We start from the raw sequence: 24,418 nt of genomic DNA, 5'->3' as shown, positions 1-24,418 counted from the left end.
TTACTTTCATCCGCCGACCGAACGCCGAGACATGAACCACGAGCGCTCACGAGAGCTGTACGACCGCGCGCTGTCGGTCTCGCCCGGCGGGGTCAACTCCTCCGTCCGCGCGACGATGCCGCATCCGTTCTTCATCGAGCGGGGAGACGGCGGTCACGTCATCGACGCCGACGGCAATCGGTACGTCGACTGGGTGATGGGATACGGGCCGCTGTTGTACGGTCACGACCTGCCGGACTCGGTCGAGTCGGCGGTCCAGTCGCACGCGGCCGCGGGGCCGATGTACGGCGCGCCCACGGAGGTGGAGGTGGAGCACGCGGAGTTCGTTGCTCGTCACGTCCCGAGCGTCGAGTCGATCCGATTCGTCAACTCGGGGACGGAGGCGACCGTCTCCGCGGTGCGGCTGGCGCGAGGGCACACCGACCGCGACAAGATCGTCGTGATGCGGGGCGGGTACCACGGCGCACAGGAGTCGACGCTCGTCGAGGGGAGTCCCGAGAATCCCCGCCCGTCGACGAAGGGGATCCCCGGGGAGTTCGCGAAACACACCCTCCCGATTCCGTTCAACGATCCGCGGGCCGCGAAGGAGGTGTTCGCCGAGCACGGCGACGACATCGCCGCGGTCCTCGTCGAGCCGATCCTCGCGAACACGGGCATCGTGATGCCCGTCGACGGCTACCACGAGACGCTCCGGGACCTGTGTGACGACCACGGCGCGCTGTTGGTCTTCGACGAGGTGATCACGGGGTTCCGCGTCGGCGGGCTCGGCTGCGCGCAGTCGAAGTTCGGCGTCACCCCCGACGTCACCACTTTCGGGAAGATCATCGGCGGGGGGTTCCCCGTCGGTGCGATCGGCGGAAAAGCGGAGATAATCGAGGAGTTCACGCCCGCGGGCGGCGTGTTTCAATCGGGGACGTTCTCCGGACACCCGGTGACGATGGCCGCGGGAAAGGCGACGCTGGAGTACGCCGCCGAGAACGACGTGTACGAGCACGTCAACCGCCTCGGTCGAAAGCTTCGGGAGGGGATCGCCGACGTCTGCGCCGAGCGCGCGCCCGAGTACACGGTCGTCGGAACCGATTCGATGTTCAAGACGGTGTTCACCCGCGAGACGCCGGCTGACACGACAGACAGCTGTGCGGACGGGTGCCGACAGGACGCCGACTGCGGGCGGTACGACACCTGTCCGAAGACCGGCGCGGACGTGGCGGCCGCGGAGACCGACCGCTGGGAGCGGGTGTTCTGGCAGGAGATGAAAGACCGCGGCGTGTTCCTCACCGCCAACCAGTTCGAGTGCCAGTTCACCTCCTACGCGCACACGGAGGCGGACGTCGAGAAGACGCTCGCGGCGTATCGCGAAGCGATCTGACCTCGCCTGCGGCGACGCTGACTGTCTGTCATTCTTTATAAATACCCGTGATAACGAGCCACACACAGGCGGTGTAACCGCCCCCGTGTGGCGATTTCGCACGGCATGAGCGACAGGTTTATATAGAATCACAAACAATCAATGGGTGATTATGTCTCAGCGACAGCGGATGGGCAATCAGCCCATGATCGTACTTTCCGAGGAGTCGCAGCGCACCTCCGGGAAGGACGCCCAGAACATGAACATCACGGCCGGCAAGGCGGTGGCGGAGTCCGTCCGCACGACGCTCGGCCCGAAAGGGATGGACAAGATGCTCGTCGACTCCGGCGGGTCCGTCGTCGTCACGAACGACGGCGTCACCATCCTCAAAGAGATGGACATCGACCACCCGGCGGCCAACATGATCGTCGAGGTCAGCGAGACGCAGGAGGAGGAAGTCGGCGACGGGACCACCTCCGCCGTCGTCGTCGCCGGTGAGCTTCTCGATCAGGCCGAGGAACTCCTCGATCAGGACATCCACGCGACCACGCTCGCGCAGGGGTACCGCCAGGCCGCAGAGAAGGCCAAGGAGATCCTCGAAGAGGAGGCCATCGACGTCTCCGCGGACGACTACGACACGCTCGTCGAAATCGCCGAGACGGCGATGACGGGTAAGGGCGCCGAAAACTCCAAGGACCTGCTCGCCGAGCTCGTCGTCGACGCCGTGCTGGCGGTCCAGGACGACGACGGCATCGACACGGAGAACGTCTCCGTCGAGAAGGTCGTCGGCAGCTCGATCGACCAGTCCGAGCTCGTCGAGGGCGTCATCGTCGACAAGGAGCGCGTCGACGAGAACATGCCCTTCGCGGTCGAGGACGCCGACGTCGCGCTGTTCGACGGCGCAATCGAAGTGAAGGAGACGGAGATCGACGCTGAGGTCAACGTCACGGACCCCGACCAGCTCCAGCAGTTCCTCGACCAGGAGGAAGAGCAGCTCCGCGAGATGGTCGACCACCTGAAGGGCATCGGCGCTGACGTCGTCTTCGTCGGTGACGGCATCGACGACATGGCCCAGCACTACCTCGCACAGGAGGGCATCCTGGCGGTCCGCCGTGCGAAGTCCGGCGACCTCAAACGCCTCGCTCGCGCGACCGGCGGCCGCGTCGTCTCCAACCTCGACGACATCGAATCCGACGACCTCGGCTTCGCCGGCTCCGTCGCCCAGAAGGACATCGGCGGCGACGAGCGCATCTTCGTCGAGGACGTCGAGGAAGCCAAGTCCGTCACGCTCATCCTCCGCGGCGGCACCGAGCACGTCGTCGACGAGGTCGAGCGCGCCATCGAGGACTCGCTCGGCGTCGTGCGCACGACGCTGCTCGACGGGCAGGTCCTGCCCGGCGGCGGCGCGCCCGAGGCCGAACTCGCGCTGCAGCTTCGCGACTTCGCCGACTCCGTCGGCGGTCGCGAGCAACTCGCGGTCGAGGCGTTCGCCGACGCGCTGGAAGTCGTCCCGCGCACGCTCGCCGAGAACGCCGGGCTCGACCCCATCGACTCGCTCGTCGACCTCCGCGCCCGCCACGACGGCGGCGAGTTCGGCGCGGGTCTCGACGCCTACACGGGCGACGTGATCGACATGGAGGCCGAGGGCGTCGTGGAGCCGCTCCGCGTCAAGACCCAGGCCATCGAGTCCGCCACCGAGGCGGCCGTCATGATCCTCCGCATCGACGACGTCATCGCGGCCGGCGACCTCAAGGGCGGCGGCTCCGACGACGGCGGCGACGAGGGCGGCCCCGGCGGCGCGCCCGGCGGAATGGGCGGCGGCATGGGCGGCATGGGCGGCATGGGCGGTGCGATGTAAGCGAGGTTCTGAAAGAACCTCGAAGCGAGCGGGACGATGCGTCCCGTGAGCGCACGCGACCCGCGAGGAGTGAAGTTCGGTTAACGCCTTCACACATCCACCCCACGCCGACCGCAGCCGTTCCGTCGAACCGCCTCCCGACCGACCGTCGCGCGACCCTTTCGGGTCTCGACGATACGCGATTTTTATCGACGACCGATGTGACGCCCGATCGCTTAGCCGTTGGCTCGTTCTTTGATTCGTGACCGATCGCTCCACCGACACGACGATAACACCGATGTCACCCCCCGACACGGGTGTTCGCGAGCCGTTAAGTGTCGTCCGCGCCTTCAATCGATCACGAGGCGGGTCCGCCGCGAGCGCGCGAGATGCGGCGCGATCCGTTCGATTCCCCTTACAATGCCACAGCAGAAAGCGGACTACACAGACGACACCGAGATCGACGAGACGCTGGACCAGCCTGCCGACGACGCGACCGTCGAGGAGACCGTATCGAACCTCGAAGATCGCGGATTCGACGTGATCGTCGTCGACGACGCCGACGAGGCGCTCGACGCGGTGGAGGCACAGATCCCCGCGGGCGCGTCGGTGATGAACGGCCACTCGACGACGCTCGAAGAGATCGGCTTCGAGGAGTTCCTCAGCGAGGGCGAACACGAGTGGGAGAGCCTCCCCGATGAGATCTGGAGTATCGACGACGACGCCGAACGACAGACCGCACGCCGCGAGTCACAGACGGCCGACTACTTCCTCGGCGGCATCAACGCGATCGCCGAGACGGGCGAACTGGTCGCCGCCGACCTCTCCGGCAGCCGGATCGGGGCGTACCCGTTCGCCGCCGGCAACGTGGTCATCGTCACCGGCACCAACAAGATCGTTCCGACGCTCTCCGATGCGTTCGACCGGCTGGAGTCGGTCGCGTATCCGCTAGAGAACGAGCGCGCACAGGACGCGTACGGCGTCGAGTCGGCGATCGCCAAACAGCTCGTCTACCGCCGAGAGACGGAGGAGGGGCGGACGACGGTCGTCCTCGTGCGCGATCGACTCGGGTACTAACGCGGACTGCCACGCGGTATCGCCGCGCTACTGCGGCGCGTTGAAGCTCACGTCGTCGTCGAGTTCGTTCGACATCCGCTCGAGGTACGAGTACACCGCGCCGTGCGGCGCGCCGTCGAGCAGCATGCCGACCGCGCGGCGGACGACCTCCAGTTCCTCGGGCTGTCCGACCGCGCCGACGGTGGTGCCGTAGACGACGACGTTCGCGCCGGACAGCTCTTCGAGGAGTTCGCGGGTCCGACCGTTTTCACCGATTATCCGACCCTTCTTCCGCTGGAGGTCGTTGTCGTTGCGCGTGTGCTCGGACAGGTCGATCAGATCGAGCGTGCGGAGGTCGTGATCGAGGATAGACAGCGCCGTCTCCGGCGTGAAGCCGCGACCGATCGCTTTGATCACGTCGGGAGCCACCATCGCGGCGACGGGGTCGTCTCGCTCCTCGATGGCGACGCTACCCGACTCCGAGTCGACGTCGAGACGCACGTTCGCCCGCTCTTCTATCTCCCGCATCGTCTCGCCACCGGCGCCGATGACGACGCCGATCCGGTCCTGCGGAACCGTCACGTGTTGCATGCCGGTGGATACCCGGCCGAGCCTTTTAAGCGTGTTCCGCTGCGGACGGCGTGTGGCCGCATGGCGCGCTCTTCGTCGGGGGAGAGGGTGCCGCCGTGGCTACTCGTCGGAGCGGTCGCTCGGTCCGCTCTCCGATGACCCGCTCGATCCGCTCTCCGGCGCTCCGCTCGGATCGGGTTCCGGTTCGGTCGCGTACGCGTGGAGGTCGTCGGGATCGACGTCGACCCCCTGTCTGGTGAAAAAGGCTGCGACGTTCTCGCAGTCGCGGTCGAGGAACTCGCCGGCGTTCGGGTGGTGGACCGTCACCGCCTGTCCCATGTCGATGATAACTAGTTCCCCGTCGTGGATGATCATGTTGTACTCGGAGAGGTCACCGTGGATCAGGCCGGCGCGGTAGAGCCGGCGCATGTACTCGCGGACGACCTCGTAGGCGGTCTCGGGGTTCTCGACGTCGACCTCCGAGAGACGGCGCGCGCGGTCGTCGGCGTGGCCGACCAGTTCCATCACGAGGACGTTCCGCTGGACCGCGATCGGTTCGGGGACTCGAACGCCCGCCGTGCGGGCGCGTTCGAGGTTGGCGAACTCCTTGCGGGTCCATGCCAACACGACGGCCTTCTTGTCGCTCGCGATCCCCTCGAATCGGGGGTCACCCTCTAGGTAGTCGCGCATCTGACGGAAGTTCGAGGAGTTGATCCGGTACACCTTCACGGCGACCTCGCGCTCCGGGTGAACGCCCTCGGGGCCGCCGCCGGCTGCGTCCGATCCCGGCTCGGGGCGCTCACCGGCCTGCCCGCCGAGCGCCTCGAAGACGCTCGCCTCCTTGCCGGTCGACACCGGGCCGCCGAAGGCGTCGACGTAGCCGTCCTGGACGAGCTTGTAGACGGCCGCGAGCGTCGCGTCGTCGAACACGGACTCCTGGAGTTTGAACTGTTCCGTGTTCTTGATCCGCTTGCGGAACTCGTCGAACTCACGGTCCTGCCGGCGCGCGACCCGGTCGGCCTCAGTGTCGGAAACGTCGAGCGTTTCCCACTCGTCCCCCGGGTTGTCAGCCGGCTCCAGCAGGCCGAAGTCCTCGCTCATTCGGGTGGACGTTCGACGCCGCGAGGGATAAGCGAGGGGGTCCGGAGCCGCGCGCGCCTCCGCGCCGCGTCGGATTCGCCGAGAGGGGTCACATCACCGAGATGAATCACAACACGTCGAGCGCGTCCGAGACCGGCATGTGTCCGTCTCGAACCGCCTCAAGGATCTCCCGTCGCTCCGCCGTTTCGGGGTCGTCCCCGCCGTCGCCGCCGACCTCGTCGAGCGTCACTTTCTCCGTCTCGCCGACGAACTCGGGGAAGTCGGTCCCGTCCGCGAGCGCTTTCTCCTTTTTGACGCGATAAGACCCCGCGTCGGTCGTGTACAGGTCACCGGGATGAAAGAAGTACCAGTCCTCGCGGTCGAAGCGGACCGCTATCCGGGCTTTCGCGCCGAAGTTCCGGGCGAAAAACAGCAGGGCCTCGACCTCCTCGCCGGTGAGGTAGATCGGGTTTCCGGCGCTCGATTTCGCCTCGATCGCGTAGAACGTCTCGCCGTCGCCGGCGAGTACGTCGGGCAGTTCCCGCTCCGTCGACGAGCCGCTGGCCGGGGCACGCATCACGGCGAATCCCGCCTCGTCCAGCGCGTTCACCAGCTCTCGCTCGCGGCGGTCGCCCTTCCGGTTAGCGGACACAGTCGTCGTCACCCGATTCGGTCATGGACGCCGTACGCGCGAGGCGCTCAAAAGGGCGGCGAGTCACGGAGCCGCGAGGCGGACACCGCTGTCCCCCTCACCCCCGCATCCGCTCCGCGTGTTCGAGTACGACCCGACCGAGTCGCTCGGTGCGCCGGCGGAGGTCCTCGTCCGTAATCCGTGGGTCGGTGCCGGTCTCGACCTTCGAAGAGGCGCGCTCTATCCCTACCTCGTCGGGGACCGTCCACGCGTGGACGTTTCGAAACGTCGACCGGAGGTGTTCGAGCGTCCCGCCGTAGGAGCCGCCGCCGGCGGTCGCGAGCAGACCCACGGCCGTGTTCTCGTACTCCGTCGAGCCGCAGAAATCGTGGAAGTTCTTGAACGTCGAGGAGTAGGAACCGCGGTAGACGGGGGTGCCCGCGAGCACGCCGTCGGCCTCTCGCACCCGCCGTGTCAGTGCCTCGCTGTCGCCCTGAGCGTCCTCGTCGGGGTGATACAGCGGGAGGTCGACCGCGCCCAGATCGATCAGATCCGTCTCCGCGCCGGCGTCGCCCGCGGCGTCGAGGGCGACGCGGAGCGCCGCTCGCGTCGTGCTCGCCGCTCGGCGGCTGCCGGATATCGCGACGATTCGAGTCATACGTCGGCTTCGGACCGCGGAGACAAAAACGAGGGCGTTCGCCGCGCCGGTCACACCGAGTCTTATTGTCCCCGCCCACGACGTGACGCCCATGGATCGGATTTCCTTCGGAACGGACGGGTGGCGAGCCACCCTCGACGTCTTCACCGATGAACGGGTGCGGATCGTGGGACAGGCGGTCGCGGACCACCTGAAAGCGGCGGGCCACGACGAGCCGGTCGCGGTCGGCTACGACGCCCGTGAGACCTCCGAGGGGTTCGCCGAGAGCCTCGCGGAGGTGCTCGCGGGCAACGGCTTCGACGTGCTGCTCCCCGAACGCGACGTCCCCACTCCGGTCATCGCTCACGCCATCGTCGACCGTGGACTCGCCGGTGCATGCATGGTCACCGCCTCGCACAACCCGCCGGAGTACAACGGCGTGAAGTTCATTCCGCACGACGGCGCGCCCGCGCTTCCGGACGTGACCGAGGACGTGGTCGACCGGCTCGCGGAGCCCGACCTGTTACCCGAGGCCGAGCGCGGCGAGGTCTCCCGCGTCGACCTAGTGGCCAGCCACGCCGCGTCTGCCCGCGCGGTGGTCGGGGGCGTCGCCGGAACCGGTTCCGGCGTCGACCTCTCCGGGCTCACGGTCGCGTACGACGCCATGCACGGGAGCGGGCGCGGGGTCACGGACGTCCTCCTCGAATCCGCCGGGGCCGAGGTGGTCCGGCTGCGCTGTGACCGCGACGTGACGTTCGGCGGCGACTCGCCGGAGCCGAGCGCGGAGCATCTCAGCGAGCTGGCCGACCGCGTCACCGATCCCGAGAACGAGGTCGATCTCGGCGTCGCAAACGACGGCGACGCCGACCGGATCGCCGTCGTCACGCCCGATCGGGGCGTGCTCGACGCTAACCTGTTTTACGCCGCCTGCTACGACCGGCTGCTCGAGACCGACGCCGGTCCCGCGGTCCGCACCGTCTCGACGACGTTCCTCGTCGACCGGATCGCGGAGGCGCACGGCGAGGAGGTGTACGAGACGCCGGTCGGCTTCAAGTGGGTTGCCGAGGCGATGGGCGATCACGACGCGCTGTTCGGCGGCGAGGAGTCGGGCGGGTTCACCCTCCGCGGACACGTCCGGGAGAAGGACGGCGTGTTGATGGCGCTCCTCGCCGCGAGCGCTCACGCCGCGGAGCCGTTCGACGACCGGGTCGACCGACTGCTCGACGAACACGGCCGTATCGCGTCCGGAAAGGTGTCTCTCGACTGCCCCGACGATCGGAAGGAGGGAGTCCTCGCCGACCTGGAAGATCACATCCCCGATTCGGTTCGGGGATCCCCGGTCGCGAAGGTGGTCACCCTCGACGGGTTCAAGCTCCTCTTGGAGAACGGCTCGTGGCTGCTCGTCCGCCCATCGGGAACCGAACCGAAGCTACGCGTGTACGCCGAAGCCGACAGCGACGAGGCGGTGGAGGCGCTCCTCGGCGAGGGACGCGAGATCGTCGAACCGCTGATATAGGGGTCGGACGGGTCGGCGGGGTCGCCCCAAGAGTATTTTCGCCCCCGTGCGAAGTGGGGAAGTATGCAGCTTCTTTCTGACCCGACACGGCGGCGCTGGGTGGCTTGGGGGTCGCTCGTCGGGGTGTTCTTACTCGTCAACATCCACCGGCTGTCGACGGCCGTGCTGTCCGAGCGGTTGATTTCGGCGTTCGGAGTGACGGCGGCCCAGTTGGGAACGCTCCACGCGTCGTTTTTCGTCATCTACGCGGCCGTCCAGATCCCGACGGGGATGCTGGCCGATCGGTACGGTGCACGGTCCGTCGGAACGGCCGGGGCCGTCACCCTCAGCGCCGGTGCGATCGGGTTCGCGCTCAGCGGCGGATACCGCTCGGCGTTTCTCTTTCGGGCGGTGATCGGGTTCGGAAGCGGCGTCGTCTTCATCTCCACGATCAGATTCTGCGCGAACTGGTTTCGGGCCGACGAGTTCGGAACGATGACGGGACTGACCGCGGGGACCGCGGGGCTCGGCGCGATCGTCGCGACGACGCCGCTGGCGTATCTCATCCGGTGGTTCGGCTGGCGGTCGACGATCCTCGCGTTCGCGGGCTTGGGGATCGTCGCGGGAGGGTGCGTCTGGCTGTTCGTTCGTCGATCGCCGGCCGCGGCCGGGCTCGATCCGATCGATAACGTCCCCGAGCGGCCCGCCGTGACGTTCGGCGAAACCGTTCGTCACGTGCGGACGCTGCTCGCCGACCCCGACCAGTGGCTGCTCTCGGTGGTCTTCTTCTGTTCCATGGGAACGATCCTGACCGTGATCGGGCTCTGGGGCGTACCGTATCTGGTCGTCGTCCACGGACTCTCGGTCACGACCGCGTCGTACTACACGCTGATCGGAGCCGTCGGGATGCTGATCGGCGGACCGACGGTCGGGTGGATATCCGACAGGATCGGACGCCGGTTGGCACCGATGATCGCCGGACTCGGACTCTTCGCGGCCGCACTCGGAGTGATACCCATCTTCGGTGCGCCGCCGCTGCCGGTGGTCGCAGTCGTCTACTTCGTGATCGGATTCAGTCTCGGAGTCACGATGCTCTCGCTGCCGGTGATAAAAGAGAAGTACCCGGCCGGGGCCAGCGGTGTCGCAACGGCGACCGTCAACGGGGCCGGGTTCTTCGGCGGGGCCGCACTGCCGCCGCTGATGGGGGCCGTACTCGACCGGTACCGGACCGAAGACGTCGTGGCGGGCGCGGTCGCGTACACCGATTTCGGCTATCGGGTCGCGTTCGCGGTCACGACCGTCGCCGTCGTGCTCGCCATCTGTTGTGCCGTCTGGTTCGCGCGTAGGCGGCGGTCGTGAGTCGCATGGCCGTCCGTCCGATGTCGGTCGCCGGTCCGATCCGTCCGTTCACCGCGGAGCAGTCGACTGAGTTGCCCGCGACGGATCGTCTCAGTCGGTGGCGCTCGAGCCGATCCCGCGGCGGTCGACACGCCGGAGCGATTCCGCTCCGATCGGGTGCCTTTTTAGGTGATACCGCCCTAGCCGAACGTATATGTTCAAGGCCATCGTGGGCGCGTCGACGTTTCAGGACGCGCTCGACTCGGTGAGCGTGTTGGTCGACGAGTGTAAGATCCGCCTGAACGAGGAGGAACTCTCGATCCGGGCGGTCGACCCCGCCAACGTCGGGATGGTCGACCTCACTCTCGAAGCCGCGGCGTTCGAGTCCTACGAGGCCGACGGCGGCGTCATCGGCGTCAATCTCGCCCGCTTAGAGGACATCGCCGGCATGGCCAACTCCGGCGATCTGATCCATCTCGAACTCGACGAAGAGACCCGCAAGCTCCACATCGAGATCGACGGGCTGTCGTACACGCTCGCGCTCATCGACCCCGACTCGATCCGTCAGGAGCCGGACATCCCCGAACTCGATCTCGCCGCCGAGATCGTCGTCGAAGGCGCACAGATCGACCGCGGCATCACCGCCGCCGACATGGTCTCTGATCACATCCGCCTCCGCGTCGACGAGAGCGACGAGGCCTTTTTCATCGAGGCCGAAGGCGACACCGACGACGTCGACCTGAAACTCGCCCGCGAGGACCTCATCGCGCTCACCGCCGGCCCCGCGGACTCGCTGTTCAGCCTGGACTATCTCAAAGACATGAACAAGGCGATACCCTCCGACGCTGAGGTGACCATCGAACTCGGCGAGGAGTTCCCCGTCAAACTCCACTACGGCTTCGCCGAAGGGCTGGGTCACGTGACGTTCATGCTCGCACCGCGGATCCAGAGCGAGTGAGCCGCGGCCGAGCGGTCCATCGCTGAGTCGCCCGACTCGCATCTGTGAGGCCGATCGGGGTGAGACCGTAATCCGTATCTCCTTAGTGTCCGAGGCGCAAGGCGACCCGTGGCCGACCACTACGTGTACGTGATAGAGTGTGCCGACGGGACGCTCTACACCGGGTACACCACCGACGTCGAGCGGCGCGTGACCGAGCACGACTCCGGCGAGGGTGCGAAATACACCCGCGGGCGGACGCCCGTGACGCTGCGGCACGTCGAGTCGTTCGAGTCGAAGTCGGCGGCGATGTCGAGAGAACACGCGGTCAAGTCGCTCACGCGACCGGAGAAAGACCGACTGATCGGTCGCGACGACGGGGGCGGTCAGAGCTGACCGGTGCCGCCCGTGTTTCGGCTCACTCCACCAGACGTTCGATCTCGGTGACGAGGATGCCGCTCGCGCCGACTTCCTTGAGTTCCGCGATCGTCGCGAACACGTCGCGCTCCTCGACGACTGCGTGGACGGCCACCATCCCGTTGCCGTTCTCGTCGGCCTCCACGTTCATCACGGTCGGGCCACCCAGTCCGGGGATCACGTCTTTCACCTCGGCGAGGCGGTCTTTCGGCGCGTTCATCATCAGGTAGCGCCGCCCGTCGGCGGCGAGGACGGACTCGAAGGCCGTCCGCACCTGTTCGACCTTCGGGTCGTCTGCGACGTCGGCGCGGGCGAACAGCCGCACGGACGAGGCGAGCACCTCGTCGATCACGACGAGGCGGTTCACCTGCAGCGTCGTTCCCGTCGAGGTGATGTCGACGATGGCGTCGGCCATGTCGACGTGCGGGGTCAGCTCCGTCGCGCCGGTCACGGTGACCACGTCGGCGTCGACACCCTTCCGGTCGAGGTACTCGCGAGTCACAGTCGGGAACTCGGTGGCGATCGTCGCGCCCGCGAGGTCCTCGACTGCCGTGATGTCGCCGTCCTCCGGTGCGGCGAGCACCAGGCGACAGGAGCCGTACCCGAGATCGAGGAGGTCGACGAGGTCGGCGTCGCCGGCCGTCTCGGGATCGTCGGCGACGCTACCGGACTCCGCGGCCTGATCGAGGCCCGTGACGCCGAGGTCGGCCGCGCCGTCGCTGACGTACTCGGGGATGTCGGCCGCGCGGGCGAAAAGCACCGTCACCTCGGGATCGACCGTGTCCGCGTACAGCTGTCGATCGGCGGTCTCCTCGACGTGGAGTCCGGCGCGTTCCAGAAGCGAGAGCGTCGGCTCGTGCAGGCGACCCTTGTTGGGGACGGCGATGCGCATACCCGACGACTCGTGGGGTGGCGGGGAAACGTTTTCGTCCGGGGCGGAATCGACAGGGGCGGCGAGTGGTACTCACCCGCACAGCACCGCCGCTCGCGATATGCTCGCGACAGGACACGGGCCGGGAGGGATTCGAACCCCCGACCGTCCGGTTAAAAGCCGGACGCTCTCCCTAACTGAGCTACCGGCCCAGACGAAATCGACTACGAGCACACCACGGATAAACGTTTAGAAACGCGCTACGGCGACCGGGGCGCGTCGTCGGAGGCGGCGGCGAAGTAGTCGTCGAGCGCGGCGGCGACGATGTCTCCCGGTGCGCGGCTCTCGTTCGAGGCGCGGCGGCGGAGTTCGACGTACGTGTCGCGCGGGAGGTCGACTCCGACGTGGCCGAGCTGTACGCCCGCCTCGCGGACCGCGCTCTCGACGTCGCTGCCGTCGTTGACCGCCGAGGCGATGGAGCGGACCTCCCGGACCGTCAGGTCGCCGTCGATGGTCGCCCACGCGAGCAGATAGCGGTCGGTGCCGCCGAGCCGCGCGATGTGCTTGGCCGCGCTCGGTGCGATCCGTCCGCTCGCGACCTGTCGGCGAATGGCCTGCGGGAGGTCGTGAACGCGCGCCCACTTGCGGATGAACGCCACGCTCACGTCGTCGCCGGCGCGTTCGGCCGCCGTTTTGTACGACCCGACGCCACGGACGAGCGCCGCGCACGCGGCCGCGCCGCGCAGCATCAACACGTGGTCGTCGTCGCCGACGTCGCCGGCCGCGAAGCGCGCCACCGTCTCGGCCGCCTCGGCGACGCTCTCGGGGTCGTCGGGGTCGAAGCCGACCGCCTCGGCGGCGCGGTCGCCCGTGACCGCCGGGTCCGATCGAACGACCGGCTCGCCGACCGGAGAGCGTCGGTCCGCGCGTGAATCCTCGGTCATGTCGTATTCGTTCGGGGCCGCCTATATAAGCGGTCGGCACTCGGGTAGCTCGATCCCGACTGAGACCGCCACGTCAGTCGGCCAGTTCGAAGGCGATCTCCACTTCGGCCTGATACTCCCTGTCGACCGCGTTCTGTAACTCGACACCGAACTCCTCGACTTCCGCCCAGTAGACGTTTTCGAGGGTGTCCTCGGCTCGGTCGATCGCGTCGTCGGCGGCGGCCTCGAAGCTCTCCTCGCTCGTTCCGATCATCGTGATCTTCTTAAATACCATGTCACGTGCTAATTCGGAACACGGGGATTTGAATGTATCCCCGACCGCAGCCGATCAGGAGAGGCTGGCCGCACCGACCGCGTCGGTCACGGACTGCCCGGTGCGCCTTCCATCACCGCGAAGTCCGCGCCGTCGTCTTCGATACCGATGACCGCCCAGTCGTACGGCGGCTTCTTCGAGACGAGTCGGTCCCGCAGGTCGCCCGCGTTCTCGCGCCACGTGACGAAACACCGCAGCCGGGGCGCGTCGCCGCCGTCCGCGAGATACGTGTCGAGGTCGTCGTCGTCAGCGGGACACAACACCGTCACGAGCACGCGCCGCCACTTCCGCTCCGCGACGAACTCGCGTCCGTCCTCGCTCACGGTGTATCCGAGTTCACGAAAGACGTCTCTGGCCTCCGTCGTCGGTGGGATGCTCGCAGGGGCCATCTACCTCGACGTTGGCCAGCATCCGTGATAAAGTTTCTCACGGTTCTGTCGCGGCGCGAGCACGCGGCGATCGTGGCGGTCCGACACCCATCGCGCGACGCTCTCGAGACCGCCCGCACTCGACGGGTTCACTCGTGGGCCGCGTCCCACTCGTCGGGCTTCTTGATGTTTCCACAGTCGGTACACTGGATCCGACCCATCGTGTCGATCGCGGTGTCGAACGACTCGCAGTTGCCACAGCGGAACCCCCAGCGCGACGATCCGTCGGCGTCTTCGAACACCACGTAGAAGGGGCCGTCCGCGCCGCGTTCGGCCAGCGTCCGGTCGGTGTACACCCGCTCCCCGTCGGTGGTCGTCGAGGCGTCGAGGCTCATGCGACCCGCTACCGTCCGAACGGGCTTAAAAACGCGACTCGAAGACGGACGCGACACGTCGAAAAATGGAGCTACTGCGACCGCCGGAAGCGGAAACGGTGACAGTCACGTCCGGAACGACTCGCCGCAGCCGCACTCGGAGACGATGTTCGGATTCTCGACCTCGAAGCCGGCGGCCTGGAGGCCGTGTTCGTAATCGAGCGTGCTCCCGCCGATGTAGTTCTGGCTCGCGGGGTCGACGAACACGCGGAGCCCGTGGTGTTCGACGACGAGGTCGTCGTCTTCGGGCTTCGTGTCGAACCGCATTCCGTACGAGAGGCCGGCACAACCGCCCTGCTGGACGAACAGCCGCAGCCCGGCCTCATCGGTGTCGAGTCCCTCGCCTTCCAGAAGAGAGAGCGCCTCCGCCGCGGCGTCGGTGGTCACCTCTATCGCCGGGTCGCTCCCACCTCCGTCCGTGTCGACAGTGTCGGTACTCATACCCGTCCGTTCCGTCCGAGCGGGCAAAACCCTGCCGGCGAATCCGCGTTCGGCGTGACCCCGAGTGGTTACACTTGCCAGCCGAGGACGGAAGCGAACGAGCGAAAGAGGGCGGCGTCCGGTACCGTGCGGGCGGCGAACGCGGAGCCGCCAGACCTACCTCGCTCGACGACGACCGGCAAGGCGTGACCGATCCACACGCCGACGCCGCAGACGCCGCAGACGGAGAGTCAAGAGACAGCGACGCCGCCGCCAGCGACGCCGCAGACGCGACATCGGACGCGGAGTCGCCCCCGGAGTCCGACGCCCCGGCCGGCGGCGTCGGCGACCGCGACGCGATCGATCCGGAGACCGTGATGTCGCGGCTCATCGAGGTCGACGCACTGGTCGAAGACGGAGAGACGCTCGGACTCACGGAGTCGTTCCGCGAGGCGATCGACGCGCGGACCGCGTCGATCCGGGAGGAGCCCGACGACACGATCGCCGAGCGGGCGGCCGCGATCGGTGGGGAGGGCGTCACTGGATACGCTCACGACGGGCGGATCATGCTCGCCGGAACGCCCGGCGTGTGGCTCCCCCGGGCGATAGCGATCGCCGAGATCGCGGCCGCGTCGGAGCTTCGCGAGCGGGGCGTCGGCGACGCGCTCTCCCGCGAGGCGGCCCGTCCCGTTCGGATGTTTCTCGACACCTGTCCGGTCTGTGACGGGGCGATAGCGGAGACGACGCTCGGAGAGTGCCGCGACGATCCGAACGGCGACCCCGACCTGTCCGTCCGCGTCTGCGGCGACTGCGACGCGATCGTCTTCGGCGACCAGCGGTAATTGGCCCTCGGCGGAGTCGGGGTCGCGACGACCCGATCGGATCGGGGCGTGCGCTCAGCGGGCTTCGATCAGCGGGGAGAGGTCGCGGAGGCTCTCGATCTCGGCTGCGGGTTCGACGTCGAGATCGAGGTCCGCGTTGTGGTCTCGCCGGATGAAGACGGCGTCGAGTCCGGCGCGCTCGGCGGCGATGACGTCGGTCGCTCGGTCGCCGACGTAGATCCCGTCGGAGGCGTCGAGCGCGTCGAGCGCCTCGTTGAGGTAGTGCGGGTCCGGCTTGCGCCGACGGAAGCCGTCCGGACCGAGGTCCCGACCGCGAGCGACGGCGAACGCGTCGAGCCGGAAGTGATCGACGACGAACGCGACGGTCGAGTCGTAGTTGTTGCTCACGAGCCCGACCGCGGCGCGGTCGGCCAGCTCGTCGATGGCGTCGACGTCGGCGCAGAGTCGCCGCGTTCCGGCCGCCAGTCGTTCGACGGAGCGCGTCGCGCTGCGCTCCTCGCGCGCTCTGAAGAACGCGGCCGGGTCGACGTCGAGCGTCTCGCAGGCGGCTCGGAAGTCGTCGTCGTAGGCGTTTCGCGCCAGCGTCGCGCGCACGTCGTCGCTCGCGTGGAGGTCGCGGTCCGCGAGGACGTCGTCGACCGCGCGGGCGTGGACCACCTCGTCGGTTCCCCAGCCGTCGAGGATCACGCCGTCCATATCGAAGAGGAGCGCCTCCGAATCGAACGCGTCGACCGCCGTCATCGGACCATCCTCCGAGTGGACGCCGAGAGCGCCTCGCTCGCGATCACCACGCCGAGAATGACGATCAGGACGGTCGCGACGGACTGCCACGCGAAGGCGTTGACCGCGCGGAACAGCTGGACGCCGATGCCGCCGGCGCCGACGAACCCGAGGATCGTCGAGTCCCGGACGTTGATGTCCCAGCGGTAGACGCTGAGGCCGACGAGCGCCGGTTTGACCTGCGGTAAGATTCCGTAGAGGAGCACCTGTACCGAGGAGGCCCCCGCGGCGCGGACGGCCTCGACCTGCCCGAAGTCGATCTCCTCTATCTCCTCGCCGAGCAGCTTCCCGAGGAACCCGACCGATCGGAACGCGATGGCGACCGCACCGGCGAGGGGGCCGCTTCCGAACACGACGACGAATATCAGCGCCCAGATGATCGTGTTCACCGACCGACTCACGGTCACGATCAGCTTCCCGAGCCAGTAGGTCGCGGCGTTCGGCGTGGTGTTCTCCGCCGCGAGCAGCGCGACCGGAACCGCGAGCACGAGCGCGCCGGCGGTCCCGAGCGCGGCGATGTGGACCGTCTCGATCAGCGGTCCCACGATCTCCGGGGCGTACGCCAGGTCCGGCGGGTACATCCGCGTGAGGAGGTCGCGTATCTCTCGCGGGACGGTGTCGACGTTCGTGATCCCGGTGTCGAGGTAGCGCCACGACGCGGCGAAGACGACGAACGCGCCGAGGAGTCCGAGGAACCGCCCGATCTGCCGGCGGCGGTCGAACCGGTCCCACGACCGGGACGCGTCGACGCCGGCCATCACTGGTACCTCCGTCTGACGAGCGCGCTCGCTCCCTCCGCGACGAGCACGACCGCGATAATCGCGATGAGGATCGCGGTGACGTACTGGTAGGAGTACCGGTTGAACGCGGTGAGAAGCACCGAGCCGATCCCGCCCGCGCCGACGATGCCGACGATGGTCGAGGTCCGGATGTTGATGTCCCACCGGTAGACGCTGAGCCCCGCGAACCGCGGGACGATCTGGGGGACGACGCCGTAGACGAGCGTCTGCAGCGGGGACGCTCCCGCCGCGCGCACCGCGTCGACGCTCCCCATGTCGATGTCCTCTAAGTCCTCCGCGAGCAGCTTCGCGAAGAAGCCGACCGTCTTGAACGTGATCGTGATGACGCCGGCCAGCGGGCCGAGCCCGACCGCCTTCACGACGAGGATGGCGACGATGATGGCGTTGAGCGCGCGCGAAAGCGAGATGAACCCCCGGTTCAGGTAGTACAGCGGCTTCGGCGAGAGGTTCTCGGCGGCCATGAACGCGACCGGGACGCTGATAGCGATCCCCGTGACCGTCGACACCATCGCCATCGCGACGCTCTCGACCATCTTGTCGACGATGCGCTGGGCCTGCCGCGGCGTCGCCTCCGGCGGGAAGAAGTCGCCGAGGAGCGTGAGACCGCGGCCGAACCCCTCCGCGACGCGCGACGGGTCGGCTCCGACGCCAAGCGCGGACCAGAGGAAGAACGCGACGAGTCCGAGGTAGGTCGCCCACTTGATCTCCCGGCGGCGGAAGGCCGTGGGTCGCCGCCAACTGCGCCGTTCGGCCGCCATCTCAGGACCCACCAGACGCCGATCGGTCCGGCGTTCTCCCGTCGGCCGATACCACCCCGTCCGCGGGCACGGCGGTGTCCGGTGAGGCGGAGTCGGTCACAGACGCCGACTCTGAGGTATCGTCGCCGTCGCCGCCGCGGTAGACGCGATCGAGTGCACCGTCTCGGAGATCGTCCGGCGGTCCGTCGAAGACGACTTCGCCGTCGTGGAGCCCGACGATCCGATCTGCGTACTCAGTCGCGAGGTCGACCTCGTGGATGTTGATCAACACGGGGATCTCCCGCTCGGCGGCGATCTCGGTGAGCAGTCGCATCACCGTGTTCGACGTCTCCGGATCCAGACTGGAGGTCGGCTCGTCGACGAGCAGGATCGTCGGCTGTTGGATGACCGCGCGGGCGATACCGACCCGCTGGCGCTGGCCGCCCGACAGCTCGTCGACGCGCTTGTTTTCCATGTCGCCGAGCCCGACGCGCTCTAAAATCTCATAAGCGCGCTCGACGTCGTCTGGCGGGAACGAGCGGCGGAACGCCTGCCAGCCGGAGACGTATCCCAGCCGGCCCGTGAGGACGTTCTCCATCACCGTGAGCCGCTCGACGAGGTTGTACTCCTGAAATATCATCCCGATGTCGCGACGGGCCTCCCGGAGGCCGTCGTCGTCGAGCGCCGTCAGGTCGGTGCCGTCGAGTTCGATCGATCCCTCCGTCGGTTCGGTGAGGCGATTGATACACCTGATGAAGGTGCTCTTGCCCGCGCCGCTCGGGCCGATCATCGCGGTCGTCTCGCTGCCGCCGATCGAGAGATCGACGCCTTTGAGCGCCTCGTCTCCGGTCGGGTACGTCTTCTGCAGGTCGGTCACGTCGAGTGTCATCGGTCGATCACTCACTCAGCGAGCCCTGCGTGTACTCGACGCCGTTGTACCGCTGGATGACCATGATGTTGTACCAGTGACGCCGGTACTCGATGGGAACGTACTCCTCGTAGCCGGTGCGCTCGGCGTATGCCGTGCCGGCGAAATCGGAGTCGAGCCACGCCGCCCGGATGCCCTCTTGAATGTCGGGATGGAGGTTGTAGCGGTAGGCGACGGGGCCGTTCGGGAACGGGTCCGACGCCCAGACGACTTTGAAATCGTCGAAGCTCAGGTTGCTGTCGCCCTCGACCGTGTCCATGAAACAGGTCGAACATATCGGCCCGGCGTCGTAGTCGCCGGCCGCGATGCCGCGGGTGGTCTGGGAGTGGCCGCCGGAGAAGTTGACCTCGTAGTCCTCCTCGGCGGTCACGTCGAAGTACTGGTCGAACAGCGCCGAGGGGGCCTGGTGGCCGGAGTTCGAGGCCGGCTCCGCGTGAGCCATCCGGACGTCGTCGTCCGCGAAGTCCTCGACGCTCTGGATCTCGTCGGCGTCGGCGCGAGTCGTGGCGAACAGTCGGTAGCCGAACGCGCCGTCGGGCGCGATCCCGGCGGTAAACGGCACCGCGCCGGCGAGGTTGACCGCGAACGCGGTGGTCCCGGTCGAGAAGTTCGCGATGTGGGCCCGCTCGGAGCGCATCGCCTCGACCGAGGCGGCGTAGTTGTTCACCCGGTTGTACTCGACCGGCAGGCCGGTCTCCTCCTCGATCCGGTCGAAGACGGCCGCGAAGTCCTCCTCGTAGCGCCCCTGTACGTCCTCGCTCGGGCTCTCCGTGAACACGAGCGTGTCCGGTTCGAGCCACTCACTCTCGTCTTCGGGCGTCTCCTGAACGGGGTCGCCGTGGGGGACCTCGTCGACCTCGCGGTTCCCCATCCGTTCCAAGTCGGCCTGCGTCCCGCGCTCGTATCCAGACTCGATAAGGGGGGACGACAGGTAGTTGTTCTCCTCCCAGCCTGGGCTCTCCGGGTCGAACGCGCTCGACTCGGCCAGCATCGGGTCGCCCGACTCTCCCGATCCCCCGCCCGAGCCACCGTCTTCCCCGCTGGAACTGCTTGTTCCGACGGTCTCACCGGACGAGCCGTCCTCGCCCGAGCCGCCGGAACAGCCGGCCAGTCCGGCGATCCCGGCCGCGCCGCCCGCCAGAATGAGCCGTCGTCTCGAACTCGTTCCCGTCAATCCGTCGGTGTCTTCCGCCATTACGGATGCACGATGCGAGTTTCGGCGTAAGAAGGCTGCTATGACCCGTATAGGGCGGATGTATCCGGAGGATATTCCTCCGTGACGCTCCGTACGAAGGAGTGCCGAACTGATCGATATATATCGGACAGGAACGGCATGTACGCCTCCGAACACTCCTGAGCCGTCTACTCGAATCGTCGACGTGATCGCCCACTCGAACAGTCGACGTGAGCGTCTACTCGAACCGCTTCCGAACGCTCTCGGCGTGGGCCTCGAGTCCCTCCGCCTCCGCGAGCGTCGTGATCGTTTCGGAGAGCCCGTCGAGCGCGTCGCGGTCGAGCCGCTGGACCGTCGAGGAACGGAGGAAGGTGTCGACGGAGAGCCCGCCGTAGCGCTTCGCGCCGCCGTTCGTCGGCAGCACGTGGTTCGTCCCGGTCGCGTAGTCGCCGGCGGCCACGGGAGAGTACGGCCCGAGGAAGACGGAGCCCGCGTTCGAGATCCGCGAGAGCAGCGCCTCGTCGTCGTCGGCCACGATCGAGAGGTGCTCGGCCGCGTACTCCTCCGCGAACAGCACCGCCTCCGACATCGAGCGGGCGTGCAGAACGCCGGAGGCCTCGTTGTCGAGGGCGGCCCGGATCGTCTCCTCGCGCTCGCGGTCCGCGACCTGCGCGTCGACCGCGTCGGCGACGGCGGCGGCGAGGTCGGCGTCGTCGGTGACGGCCACGACGGAGGCGTTGGGGTCGTGTTCGGCCTGCGCCACGAGGTCGGCCGCGACGAGGCCCGGGTCGGCGGTCTCGTCGGCGAGCACGAGCACCTCGCTCGGGCCGGCGAGAAAGTCGATCTCCACGTCGCCCTGCACGACCGCCTTCGCGGCGGTGACCCACTTGTTACCGGGACCCACGACCTTCTGCGCGTTCGTCACCGTCTCCGTCCCGTACGCGAGCGCGGCGACCGCCTGCGCACCGCCGACCTGGTACACCGCGTCCGCGCCGGCCTCGCGGATCGCCGCGAGCGTGACGGGGTTGAGTTCGTCGGCGGGCGGGGTCGCGACCGCGACGTGGTCGACGCCGGCCACGGTCGCGGGGATCACGCCCATCAGCGCGCTGGAGGGGTACGCCGCCGCGCCGCCGGGCACGTACACTCCCGCGCGGTCGATCGGGCGGAACCGACGGCCGAGTTCGCGGTCGCCGAACTCGTCGCGCCAGTCCTCCGGTCGCTGTCGCTCGTGGAACGCGCGGATGTTGGCGGCGGCGTCGCGGACCGCGTCGAGGACGGGGTCGTTCGCGTCGTCGAGTTCCGCGTGCGCACGTTCCGCGTCGTCGGTGACGTCGATGTTGCCGACGGTCACCCCGTCGAACTCTTCGGAGAACTCCCGGATCGCGGCGTCGCCCTCCTTGCGCACCCGGCCAACGATATCGGTCACGTCGTCGCGCACCGCCTCGACGCCGGCATCGCGCTCGAAGAGGGCGCGGCGCTCGGCCGGCGAGAGGTCGGCGACGGTTCGTACGTTCATACGTCCGTCTCCGCGCCGCGGTCAAAAGGGAATTCCGACTCGTCGCCGGCGAGGACGGATCCCCGTCACTCCAGCGGACGGATCCCCGTCACGTCCAGCGCCGCGCGGACCGAGAGCCCCGCGAGCAGCGCGACGGCGACGAAGAGCGGCGGCGCGGACACCGTCGCGGCGAGGTCATAAGAGCCGACCGTCCGGGTCACGCCGCGAACGATGAACGCCGCACAGCCGAGTCCGAACGCGAGCAGCGTGAGCGATACGAATCGGGACCTGTCCATTGGTCAGTCGGCCTGGGCGACGCCCGGTCCGTGCGGTCCGTGCTCGCGACGCTCGCGTGAAGCGTCGAAGCCGCGACACATCTCGTGGAAGACGGCCTCGGGATCGCGCGTCCACTGCCACTTCCAGCGGGTCCGGACGAGAAGCGAGAGCTTGCGCAAAAAGGGGAGTTCCGGCGTCGTCGAGACGGTGTCGTATCCCAAGTTCCGGATGAGTCGGTGGTGGTCCGCGTACAGCACCGACGCGAGCAACACCGCGAACTGGCAATCCTCTGGGAGGTACTTGATCCCCGCGACGCCCTCCTGGTAGAGCCGCTCGGTACGAGCGAGTTCCGCCCGGATCGCGGCCGCGACGCGGTCGTCGAACTCCAGATCGAGGATCTGTCGTTCGCTCACGCCGTGCGACTCCAACGTCTCGCGCGGGAGGTAGATCCGGTCGCGCTCGACGACGTCCTCGCGGACGTCGCGGATGAAGTTCGTCATCTGGAACGCCTCGCCGAGCTTCGTCGCGTGCGGGAGCGCCCGCGACTCGGACTCCGCGTCCAGGTCCATGATCGCCGTCATCATCCGGCCGACCGCCGCGGCCGACCCGTTCATGTACGTCTCCAACTCCTCGTAGGTCTCGTAGCGATCGGTGTCTACGTCACTTGCCATCGCGTCGACGAACGCGTGAACGTCGGCGTCGTCGATGCCGCGCTCCGCGCGGACAGACGCGAACGCGTCCAACACCGGATCGTCGGCCTGTGTTTCGCCAAGCGCGACCCGGCGGAGCCGGTCGAGTTCCGCCCGCTGCTCGTCTGGCGGCGCGGTGTCGGCGGCGTCGACGATTTCGTCTGCGATCCGAAAGAAGCCGTACAGCACGTACGTCGGGCGGCGGATCCGCTCCGGGAGCACCCGCGTCGCGACGTGGAAGGTCTTGCCGGTGCGGCGTTGGATCCGCTTGCTCCGGGCGACCTGTGTCTTCTCTACCATGCTGCCCTCTGCGGGCCGGCAGGGCGGATCGATAGCGGGTCGCCAGTCATGAAACAAAAGTGGGACTCCACGAACATAACAGTTCTCCCGGTGTCGATTTCGCGGGGAGCACCGCCGTCGAGAGACGCGGACACGGCCGCAAACCGCGTCGCACAGATCGACACTAGCGGGGTATGAACGTGTCTAGTAGAAGGTGTCGCTGCAGTCGTAGACGACACCGTGCGTCGGGCAGACGTACTTGCAGTGCCGATGGTACATCGGCGTCTCGCACATCGGACACGGCCGTCCGCCGGTGGCCTCCGAGTCGTCCATACGGTTCGGTGCGGTCGGAGGGGACATAACGGCTCTCGTTCACTCGCTCGCCAGCGACTCGTAGACCTCCGCGGCCACCGGCTCCTGCCCGAAGGGGAGCGTCAGGACGCCGCTCCACTCGTCGTCCGTGAGCGCCGTGACGCGCGCGTCGTCCAGTTCGACCCGACGCACCTCGGCCGAATCGAGCGTCATCGACACGACGAACCGGTCCGGCTCGTCGGTCGCACCCGCCTCGGCGAGTCGCTCCTGTACCGCGTCGATCCCGTCGTCGGAGAGGGCAACGTACACGAGGTGTTCGCGCTCCTCCGAGATCACGCCCTGCACGCGAGACAAGTCGGCCGCGTCGAACAGCGTGCCGGCGTCGTCGCCGTCGGCGACGAGCGTGGCCTCGAACGGCGCGGACCGGTCGGCGGCGACGGAGTCGGCCGCGCCGTCTCCGCCGGTTTCGCCGGCGGCGGCAGGTCCGATAGCCGGGCCGGAGCCGCCGTCGACCGGGGCGTCTCCCTCGTCGGTGACCGTGGCGGCTCCCGCGAAGCCGATCGCGCCGATCGCGAACGCGGACCCGACCCCGCCGAGCACGCCGCGTCGACTGAGTTCCATGCCCGACCCTCCCCGTCGGAGGTGAAAAGGGTTTCACGCCGATTCACGCGGCTGATAATCGCCATGTTCGCTGTGTTCGCCGGATTCACCGGGTTCGCCGTGTTCGTCCATCGACCGGATGCCAGGTCCGACCTACCCGCCGAACGCCACGTCCCCCCGCGTCGTCGTCTCCCCGAACAACCAGTCCGCGTGGTCGACGGCGTACTCGCGGTGGTCCGCGGTGATGTACCCGAGGGCGTCCTCGACGACGACCGGCCGGTAATCGCGCAGTCCGGCGCTACCGGCGGTGTGGAGCACGCAGACGTTCGCGAGCGTGCCGCAGATCAGGAGGTCGGCGATGCCGTGTGTGTCGAGGTACCCCTCCAAATCGGTCTGATAGAAGGCGTCGTAGGTGTGCTTTTCGACGACGTGATCCTCGTCGCGTACGTCGAAGTCGGCGACGAGTTCGGCGTCCCACGACCCCTCGACGACGTGTTCGCCCCACCGATCGAACTCGTCGTAGTAGTGCGCGTCCGCGAACTGCTCCGGAGGGTGGACGTCGCGGGTGTACACGACGCTCGCACCGGCGTCTCGCGCGCGATCGACGAGCGACGAGACGGGGCCGATAGCCGCCTCGCTCGGCTCCGCGTAGAGGCTCCCGTCGGGGTGACAGAAGCCGTTCTGCATGTCGACGACGATCACCGCGGTCTCGGTCGGGTCGTACGGCATACTCGTTCGTTGGGCGTCACGACTCAAAAAACCGGATCGGTCCGCGTCGTCGCCGGTGCGGACGGGGATCGTGTTCGGACC

At 68.0% G+C, this 24,418-nt stretch carries 29 protein-coding genes and 1 tRNA gene; 8 read left to right on the top strand and 22 right to left on the bottom strand.

Annotation, left to right across the window (positions count from 1 at the left end):
• Nucleotides 1-31: 31 nt before the first annotated feature.
• The 3 genes from hemL to ACZ45C_RS02750 all read left to right on the top strand — a co-directional run bounded on the left by hemL (nucleotide 32) and on the right by ACZ45C_RS02750 (nucleotide 4,262).
• Entirely contained in the window at nucleotides 32-1,369 is a 1,338-nt protein-coding gene (gene hemL, locus ACZ45C_RS02760) for a glutamate-1-semialdehyde 2,1-aminomutase (RefSeq protein WP_460562851.1), read from the top strand.
• 184 nt (nucleotides 1,370-1,553) lie between these two features.
• The gene (thsA, locus tag ACZ45C_RS02755) at nucleotides 1,554-3,206 is read left to right on the top strand and encodes a thermosome subunit alpha (RefSeq protein WP_460562919.1); all 1,653 of its coding nucleotides are present in this window, start codon (nucleotides 1,554-1,556) and stop codon (nucleotides 3,204-3,206) included.
• Nucleotides 3,207-3,605: 399 nt separating this feature from the next.
• Nucleotides 3,606-4,262 (top strand): lactate utilization protein, encoded by a 657-nt coding sequence (locus ACZ45C_RS02750; RefSeq protein ID WP_460562852.1) that lies wholly within the window; start codon nucleotides 3,606-3,608, stop codon nucleotides 4,260-4,262.
• A 27-nt stretch (nucleotides 4,263-4,289) separates the two neighbouring features.
• Here the strand turns inward: ACZ45C_RS02750 and ACZ45C_RS02745 are convergent, their stop codons facing one another.
• The 4 genes from ACZ45C_RS02745 to ACZ45C_RS02730 all read right to left on the bottom strand — a co-directional run bounded on the left by ACZ45C_RS02745 (nucleotide 4,290) and on the right by ACZ45C_RS02730 (nucleotide 7,180).
• On the bottom strand, nucleotides 4,290-4,832 hold the full coding sequence (locus ACZ45C_RS02745) for a KH domain-containing protein (RefSeq protein ID WP_460562853.1): 543 nt from the start codon (nucleotides 4,830-4,832) through the stop codon (nucleotides 4,290-4,292).
• Between the two features lie 99 nt (nucleotides 4,833-4,931).
• Complete coding sequence (gene rio1 / locus ACZ45C_RS02740) at nucleotides 4,932-5,912, bottom strand: serine/threonine-protein kinase Rio1 (RefSeq protein WP_460562854.1); 981 nt, start codon at nucleotides 5,910-5,912, stop codon at nucleotides 4,932-4,934.
• A 106-nt stretch (nucleotides 5,913-6,018) separates the two neighbouring features.
• A complete protein-coding gene (gene hjc, locus ACZ45C_RS02735) occupies nucleotides 6,019-6,555 on the bottom strand; it encodes a Holliday junction resolvase Hjc (RefSeq protein ID WP_460562855.1) in 537 nt (178 codons plus the stop codon).
• An 85-nt stretch (nucleotides 6,556-6,640) separates the two neighbouring features.
• On the bottom strand, nucleotides 6,641-7,180 hold the full coding sequence (locus ACZ45C_RS02730; protein WP_460562856.1) for an NADPH-dependent FMN reductase: 540 nt from the start codon (nucleotides 7,178-7,180) through the stop codon (nucleotides 6,641-6,643).
• Between the two features lie 91 nt (nucleotides 7,181-7,271).
• Here ACZ45C_RS02730 and ACZ45C_RS02725 point away from each other — a divergent pair, with 91 nt between their 5' ends.
• From ACZ45C_RS02725 to ACZ45C_RS02710, 4 genes are all read left to right on the top strand, one after another.
• The gene (locus ACZ45C_RS02725) at nucleotides 7,272-8,675 is read left to right on the top strand and encodes a phosphohexomutase domain-containing protein (protein WP_460562857.1); all 1,404 of its coding nucleotides are present in this window, start codon (nucleotides 7,272-7,274) and stop codon (nucleotides 8,673-8,675) included.
• A 63-nt stretch (nucleotides 8,676-8,738) separates the two neighbouring features.
• Complete coding sequence (locus ACZ45C_RS02720) at nucleotides 8,739-10,013, top strand: MFS transporter (protein ID WP_460562858.1); 1,275 nt, start codon at nucleotides 8,739-8,741, stop codon at nucleotides 10,011-10,013.
• Between the two features lie 193 nt (nucleotides 10,014-10,206).
• On the top strand, nucleotides 10,207-10,950 hold the full coding sequence (locus ACZ45C_RS02715) for a DNA polymerase sliding clamp (protein ID WP_460562859.1): 744 nt from the start codon (nucleotides 10,207-10,209) through the stop codon (nucleotides 10,948-10,950).
• Between the two features lie 108 nt (nucleotides 10,951-11,058).
• A complete protein-coding gene (locus ACZ45C_RS02710; RefSeq protein ID WP_460562860.1) occupies nucleotides 11,059-11,325 on the top strand; it encodes a GIY-YIG nuclease family protein in 267 nt (88 codons plus the stop codon).
• Nucleotides 11,326-11,347: 22 nt separating this feature from the next.
• Here ACZ45C_RS02710 and hisG read toward each other — a convergent pair whose 3' ends face one another.
• The 7 genes from hisG to ACZ45C_RS02675 form a co-directional block, all read right to left on the bottom strand.
• Complete coding sequence (gene hisG, locus ACZ45C_RS02705; protein WP_460562861.1) at nucleotides 11,348-12,238, bottom strand: ATP phosphoribosyltransferase; 891 nt, start codon at nucleotides 12,236-12,238, stop codon at nucleotides 11,348-11,350.
• Between the two features lie 117 nt (nucleotides 12,239-12,355).
• A tRNA-Lys gene (locus tag ACZ45C_RS02700) sits at nucleotides 12,356-12,429 on the bottom strand.
• 48 nt (nucleotides 12,430-12,477) lie between these two features.
• Nucleotides 12,478-13,161: a DUF7119 family protein gene (locus ACZ45C_RS02695; protein ID WP_460562862.1), complete on the bottom strand. Its 684-nt coding sequence runs from the start codon at nucleotides 13,159-13,161 to the stop codon at nucleotides 12,478-12,480.
• A gap of 73 nt (nucleotides 13,162-13,234) precedes the next feature.
• Nucleotides 13,235-13,435, bottom strand: a complete 201-nt coding sequence (locus ACZ45C_RS02690) for a dodecin (RefSeq protein ID WP_460562863.1) — start codon at nucleotides 13,433-13,435, stop codon at nucleotides 13,235-13,237.
• 86 nt (nucleotides 13,436-13,521) lie between these two features.
• Complete coding sequence (locus tag ACZ45C_RS02685; RefSeq protein WP_460562864.1) at nucleotides 13,522-13,863, bottom strand: DUF7116 family protein; 342 nt, start codon at nucleotides 13,861-13,863, stop codon at nucleotides 13,522-13,524.
• A gap of 128 nt (nucleotides 13,864-13,991) precedes the next feature.
• Nucleotides 13,992-14,237 carry a DUF5816 domain-containing protein gene (locus tag ACZ45C_RS02680; RefSeq protein WP_460562865.1) on the bottom strand — a complete coding sequence of 82 codons (246 nt, stop codon included), beginning with the start codon at nucleotides 14,235-14,237 and terminating at the stop codon, nucleotides 13,992-13,994.
• 105 nt (nucleotides 14,238-14,342) lie between these two features.
• Nucleotides 14,343-14,717, bottom strand: a complete 375-nt coding sequence (locus tag ACZ45C_RS02675) for a HesB/IscA family protein (protein ID WP_460562866.1) — start codon at nucleotides 14,715-14,717, stop codon at nucleotides 14,343-14,345.
• 74 nt (nucleotides 14,718-14,791) lie between these two features.
• Here ACZ45C_RS02675 and ACZ45C_RS02670 point away from each other — a divergent pair, with 74 nt between their 5' ends.
• Entirely contained in the window at nucleotides 14,792-15,538 is a 747-nt protein-coding gene (locus ACZ45C_RS02670) for a hypothetical protein (RefSeq protein WP_460562867.1), read from the top strand.
• Nucleotides 15,539-15,592: 54 nt separating this feature from the next.
• Here the strand turns inward: ACZ45C_RS02670 and ACZ45C_RS02665 are convergent, their stop codons facing one another.
• From ACZ45C_RS02665 to ACZ45C_RS02615, 11 genes are all read right to left on the bottom strand, one after another.
• Nucleotides 15,593-16,279, bottom strand: coding sequence for an HAD family hydrolase (locus tag ACZ45C_RS02665; protein ID WP_460562868.1), 687 nt, complete (start codon nucleotides 16,277-16,279; stop codon nucleotides 15,593-15,595).
• Nucleotides 16,276-17,076 carry a phosphonate ABC transporter, permease protein PhnE gene (gene phnE, locus ACZ45C_RS02660; protein WP_460562869.1) on the bottom strand — a complete coding sequence of 267 codons (801 nt, stop codon included), beginning with the start codon at nucleotides 17,074-17,076 and terminating at the stop codon, nucleotides 16,276-16,278. The genes ACZ45C_RS02665 and phnE (ACZ45C_RS02660) overlap by 4 nt, the downstream gene beginning before the upstream one ends.
• On the bottom strand, nucleotides 17,076-17,876 hold the full coding sequence (phnE, locus tag ACZ45C_RS02655) for a phosphonate ABC transporter, permease protein PhnE (protein WP_460562870.1): 801 nt from the start codon (nucleotides 17,874-17,876) through the stop codon (nucleotides 17,076-17,078). Before phnE (ACZ45C_RS02655) ends, phnE (ACZ45C_RS02660) begins: the two co-directional genes overlap by 1 nt.
• Before the next feature lies 1 nt (nucleotide 17,877).
• Nucleotides 17,878-18,744, bottom strand: a complete 867-nt coding sequence (gene phnC / locus ACZ45C_RS02650) for a phosphonate ABC transporter ATP-binding protein (RefSeq protein ID WP_460562871.1) — start codon at nucleotides 18,742-18,744, stop codon at nucleotides 17,878-17,880.
• A 7-nt stretch (nucleotides 18,745-18,751) separates the two neighbouring features.
• Complete coding sequence (phnD, locus tag ACZ45C_RS02645) at nucleotides 18,752-19,978, bottom strand: phosphate/phosphite/phosphonate ABC transporter substrate-binding protein (RefSeq protein ID WP_460562872.1); 1,227 nt, start codon at nucleotides 19,976-19,978, stop codon at nucleotides 18,752-18,754.
• Nucleotides 19,979-20,195: 217 nt separating this feature from the next.
• The gene (gene hisD / locus ACZ45C_RS02640; protein WP_460562873.1) at nucleotides 20,196-21,473 is read right to left on the bottom strand and encodes a histidinol dehydrogenase; all 1,278 of its coding nucleotides are present in this window, start codon (nucleotides 21,471-21,473) and stop codon (nucleotides 20,196-20,198) included.
• A 65-nt stretch (nucleotides 21,474-21,538) separates the two neighbouring features.
• A complete protein-coding gene (locus tag ACZ45C_RS02635; RefSeq protein ID WP_460562874.1) occupies nucleotides 21,539-21,748 on the bottom strand; it encodes a hypothetical protein in 210 nt (69 codons plus the stop codon).
• 3 nt (nucleotides 21,749-21,751) lie between these two features.
• Nucleotides 21,752-22,717: a phytoene/squalene synthase family protein gene (locus tag ACZ45C_RS02630; RefSeq protein WP_460562875.1), complete on the bottom strand. Its 966-nt coding sequence runs from the start codon at nucleotides 22,715-22,717 to the stop codon at nucleotides 21,752-21,754.
• A gap of 183 nt (nucleotides 22,718-22,900) precedes the next feature.
• On the bottom strand, nucleotides 22,901-23,029 hold the full coding sequence (locus tag ACZ45C_RS02625; protein ID WP_460562876.1) for an HVO_2523 family zinc finger protein: 129 nt from the start codon (nucleotides 23,027-23,029) through the stop codon (nucleotides 22,901-22,903).
• Between the two features lie 39 nt (nucleotides 23,030-23,068).
• Entirely contained in the window at nucleotides 23,069-23,629 is a 561-nt protein-coding gene (locus ACZ45C_RS02620) for a hypothetical protein (protein ID WP_460562877.1), read from the bottom strand.
• Between the two features lie 132 nt (nucleotides 23,630-23,761).
• Nucleotides 23,762-24,337 carry a cysteine hydrolase family protein gene (locus tag ACZ45C_RS02615; protein WP_460562878.1) on the bottom strand — a complete coding sequence of 192 codons (576 nt, stop codon included), beginning with the start codon at nucleotides 24,335-24,337 and terminating at the stop codon, nucleotides 23,762-23,764.
• Nucleotides 24,338-24,418: the final 81 nt, after the last annotated feature.

Source organism: Halorubrum pallidum, assembly GCF_055380345.1.
The sequence above is the reverse complement of the archived record's forward strand: the minus strand, read 5'-3'. Positions and strand labels throughout refer to the sequence as shown.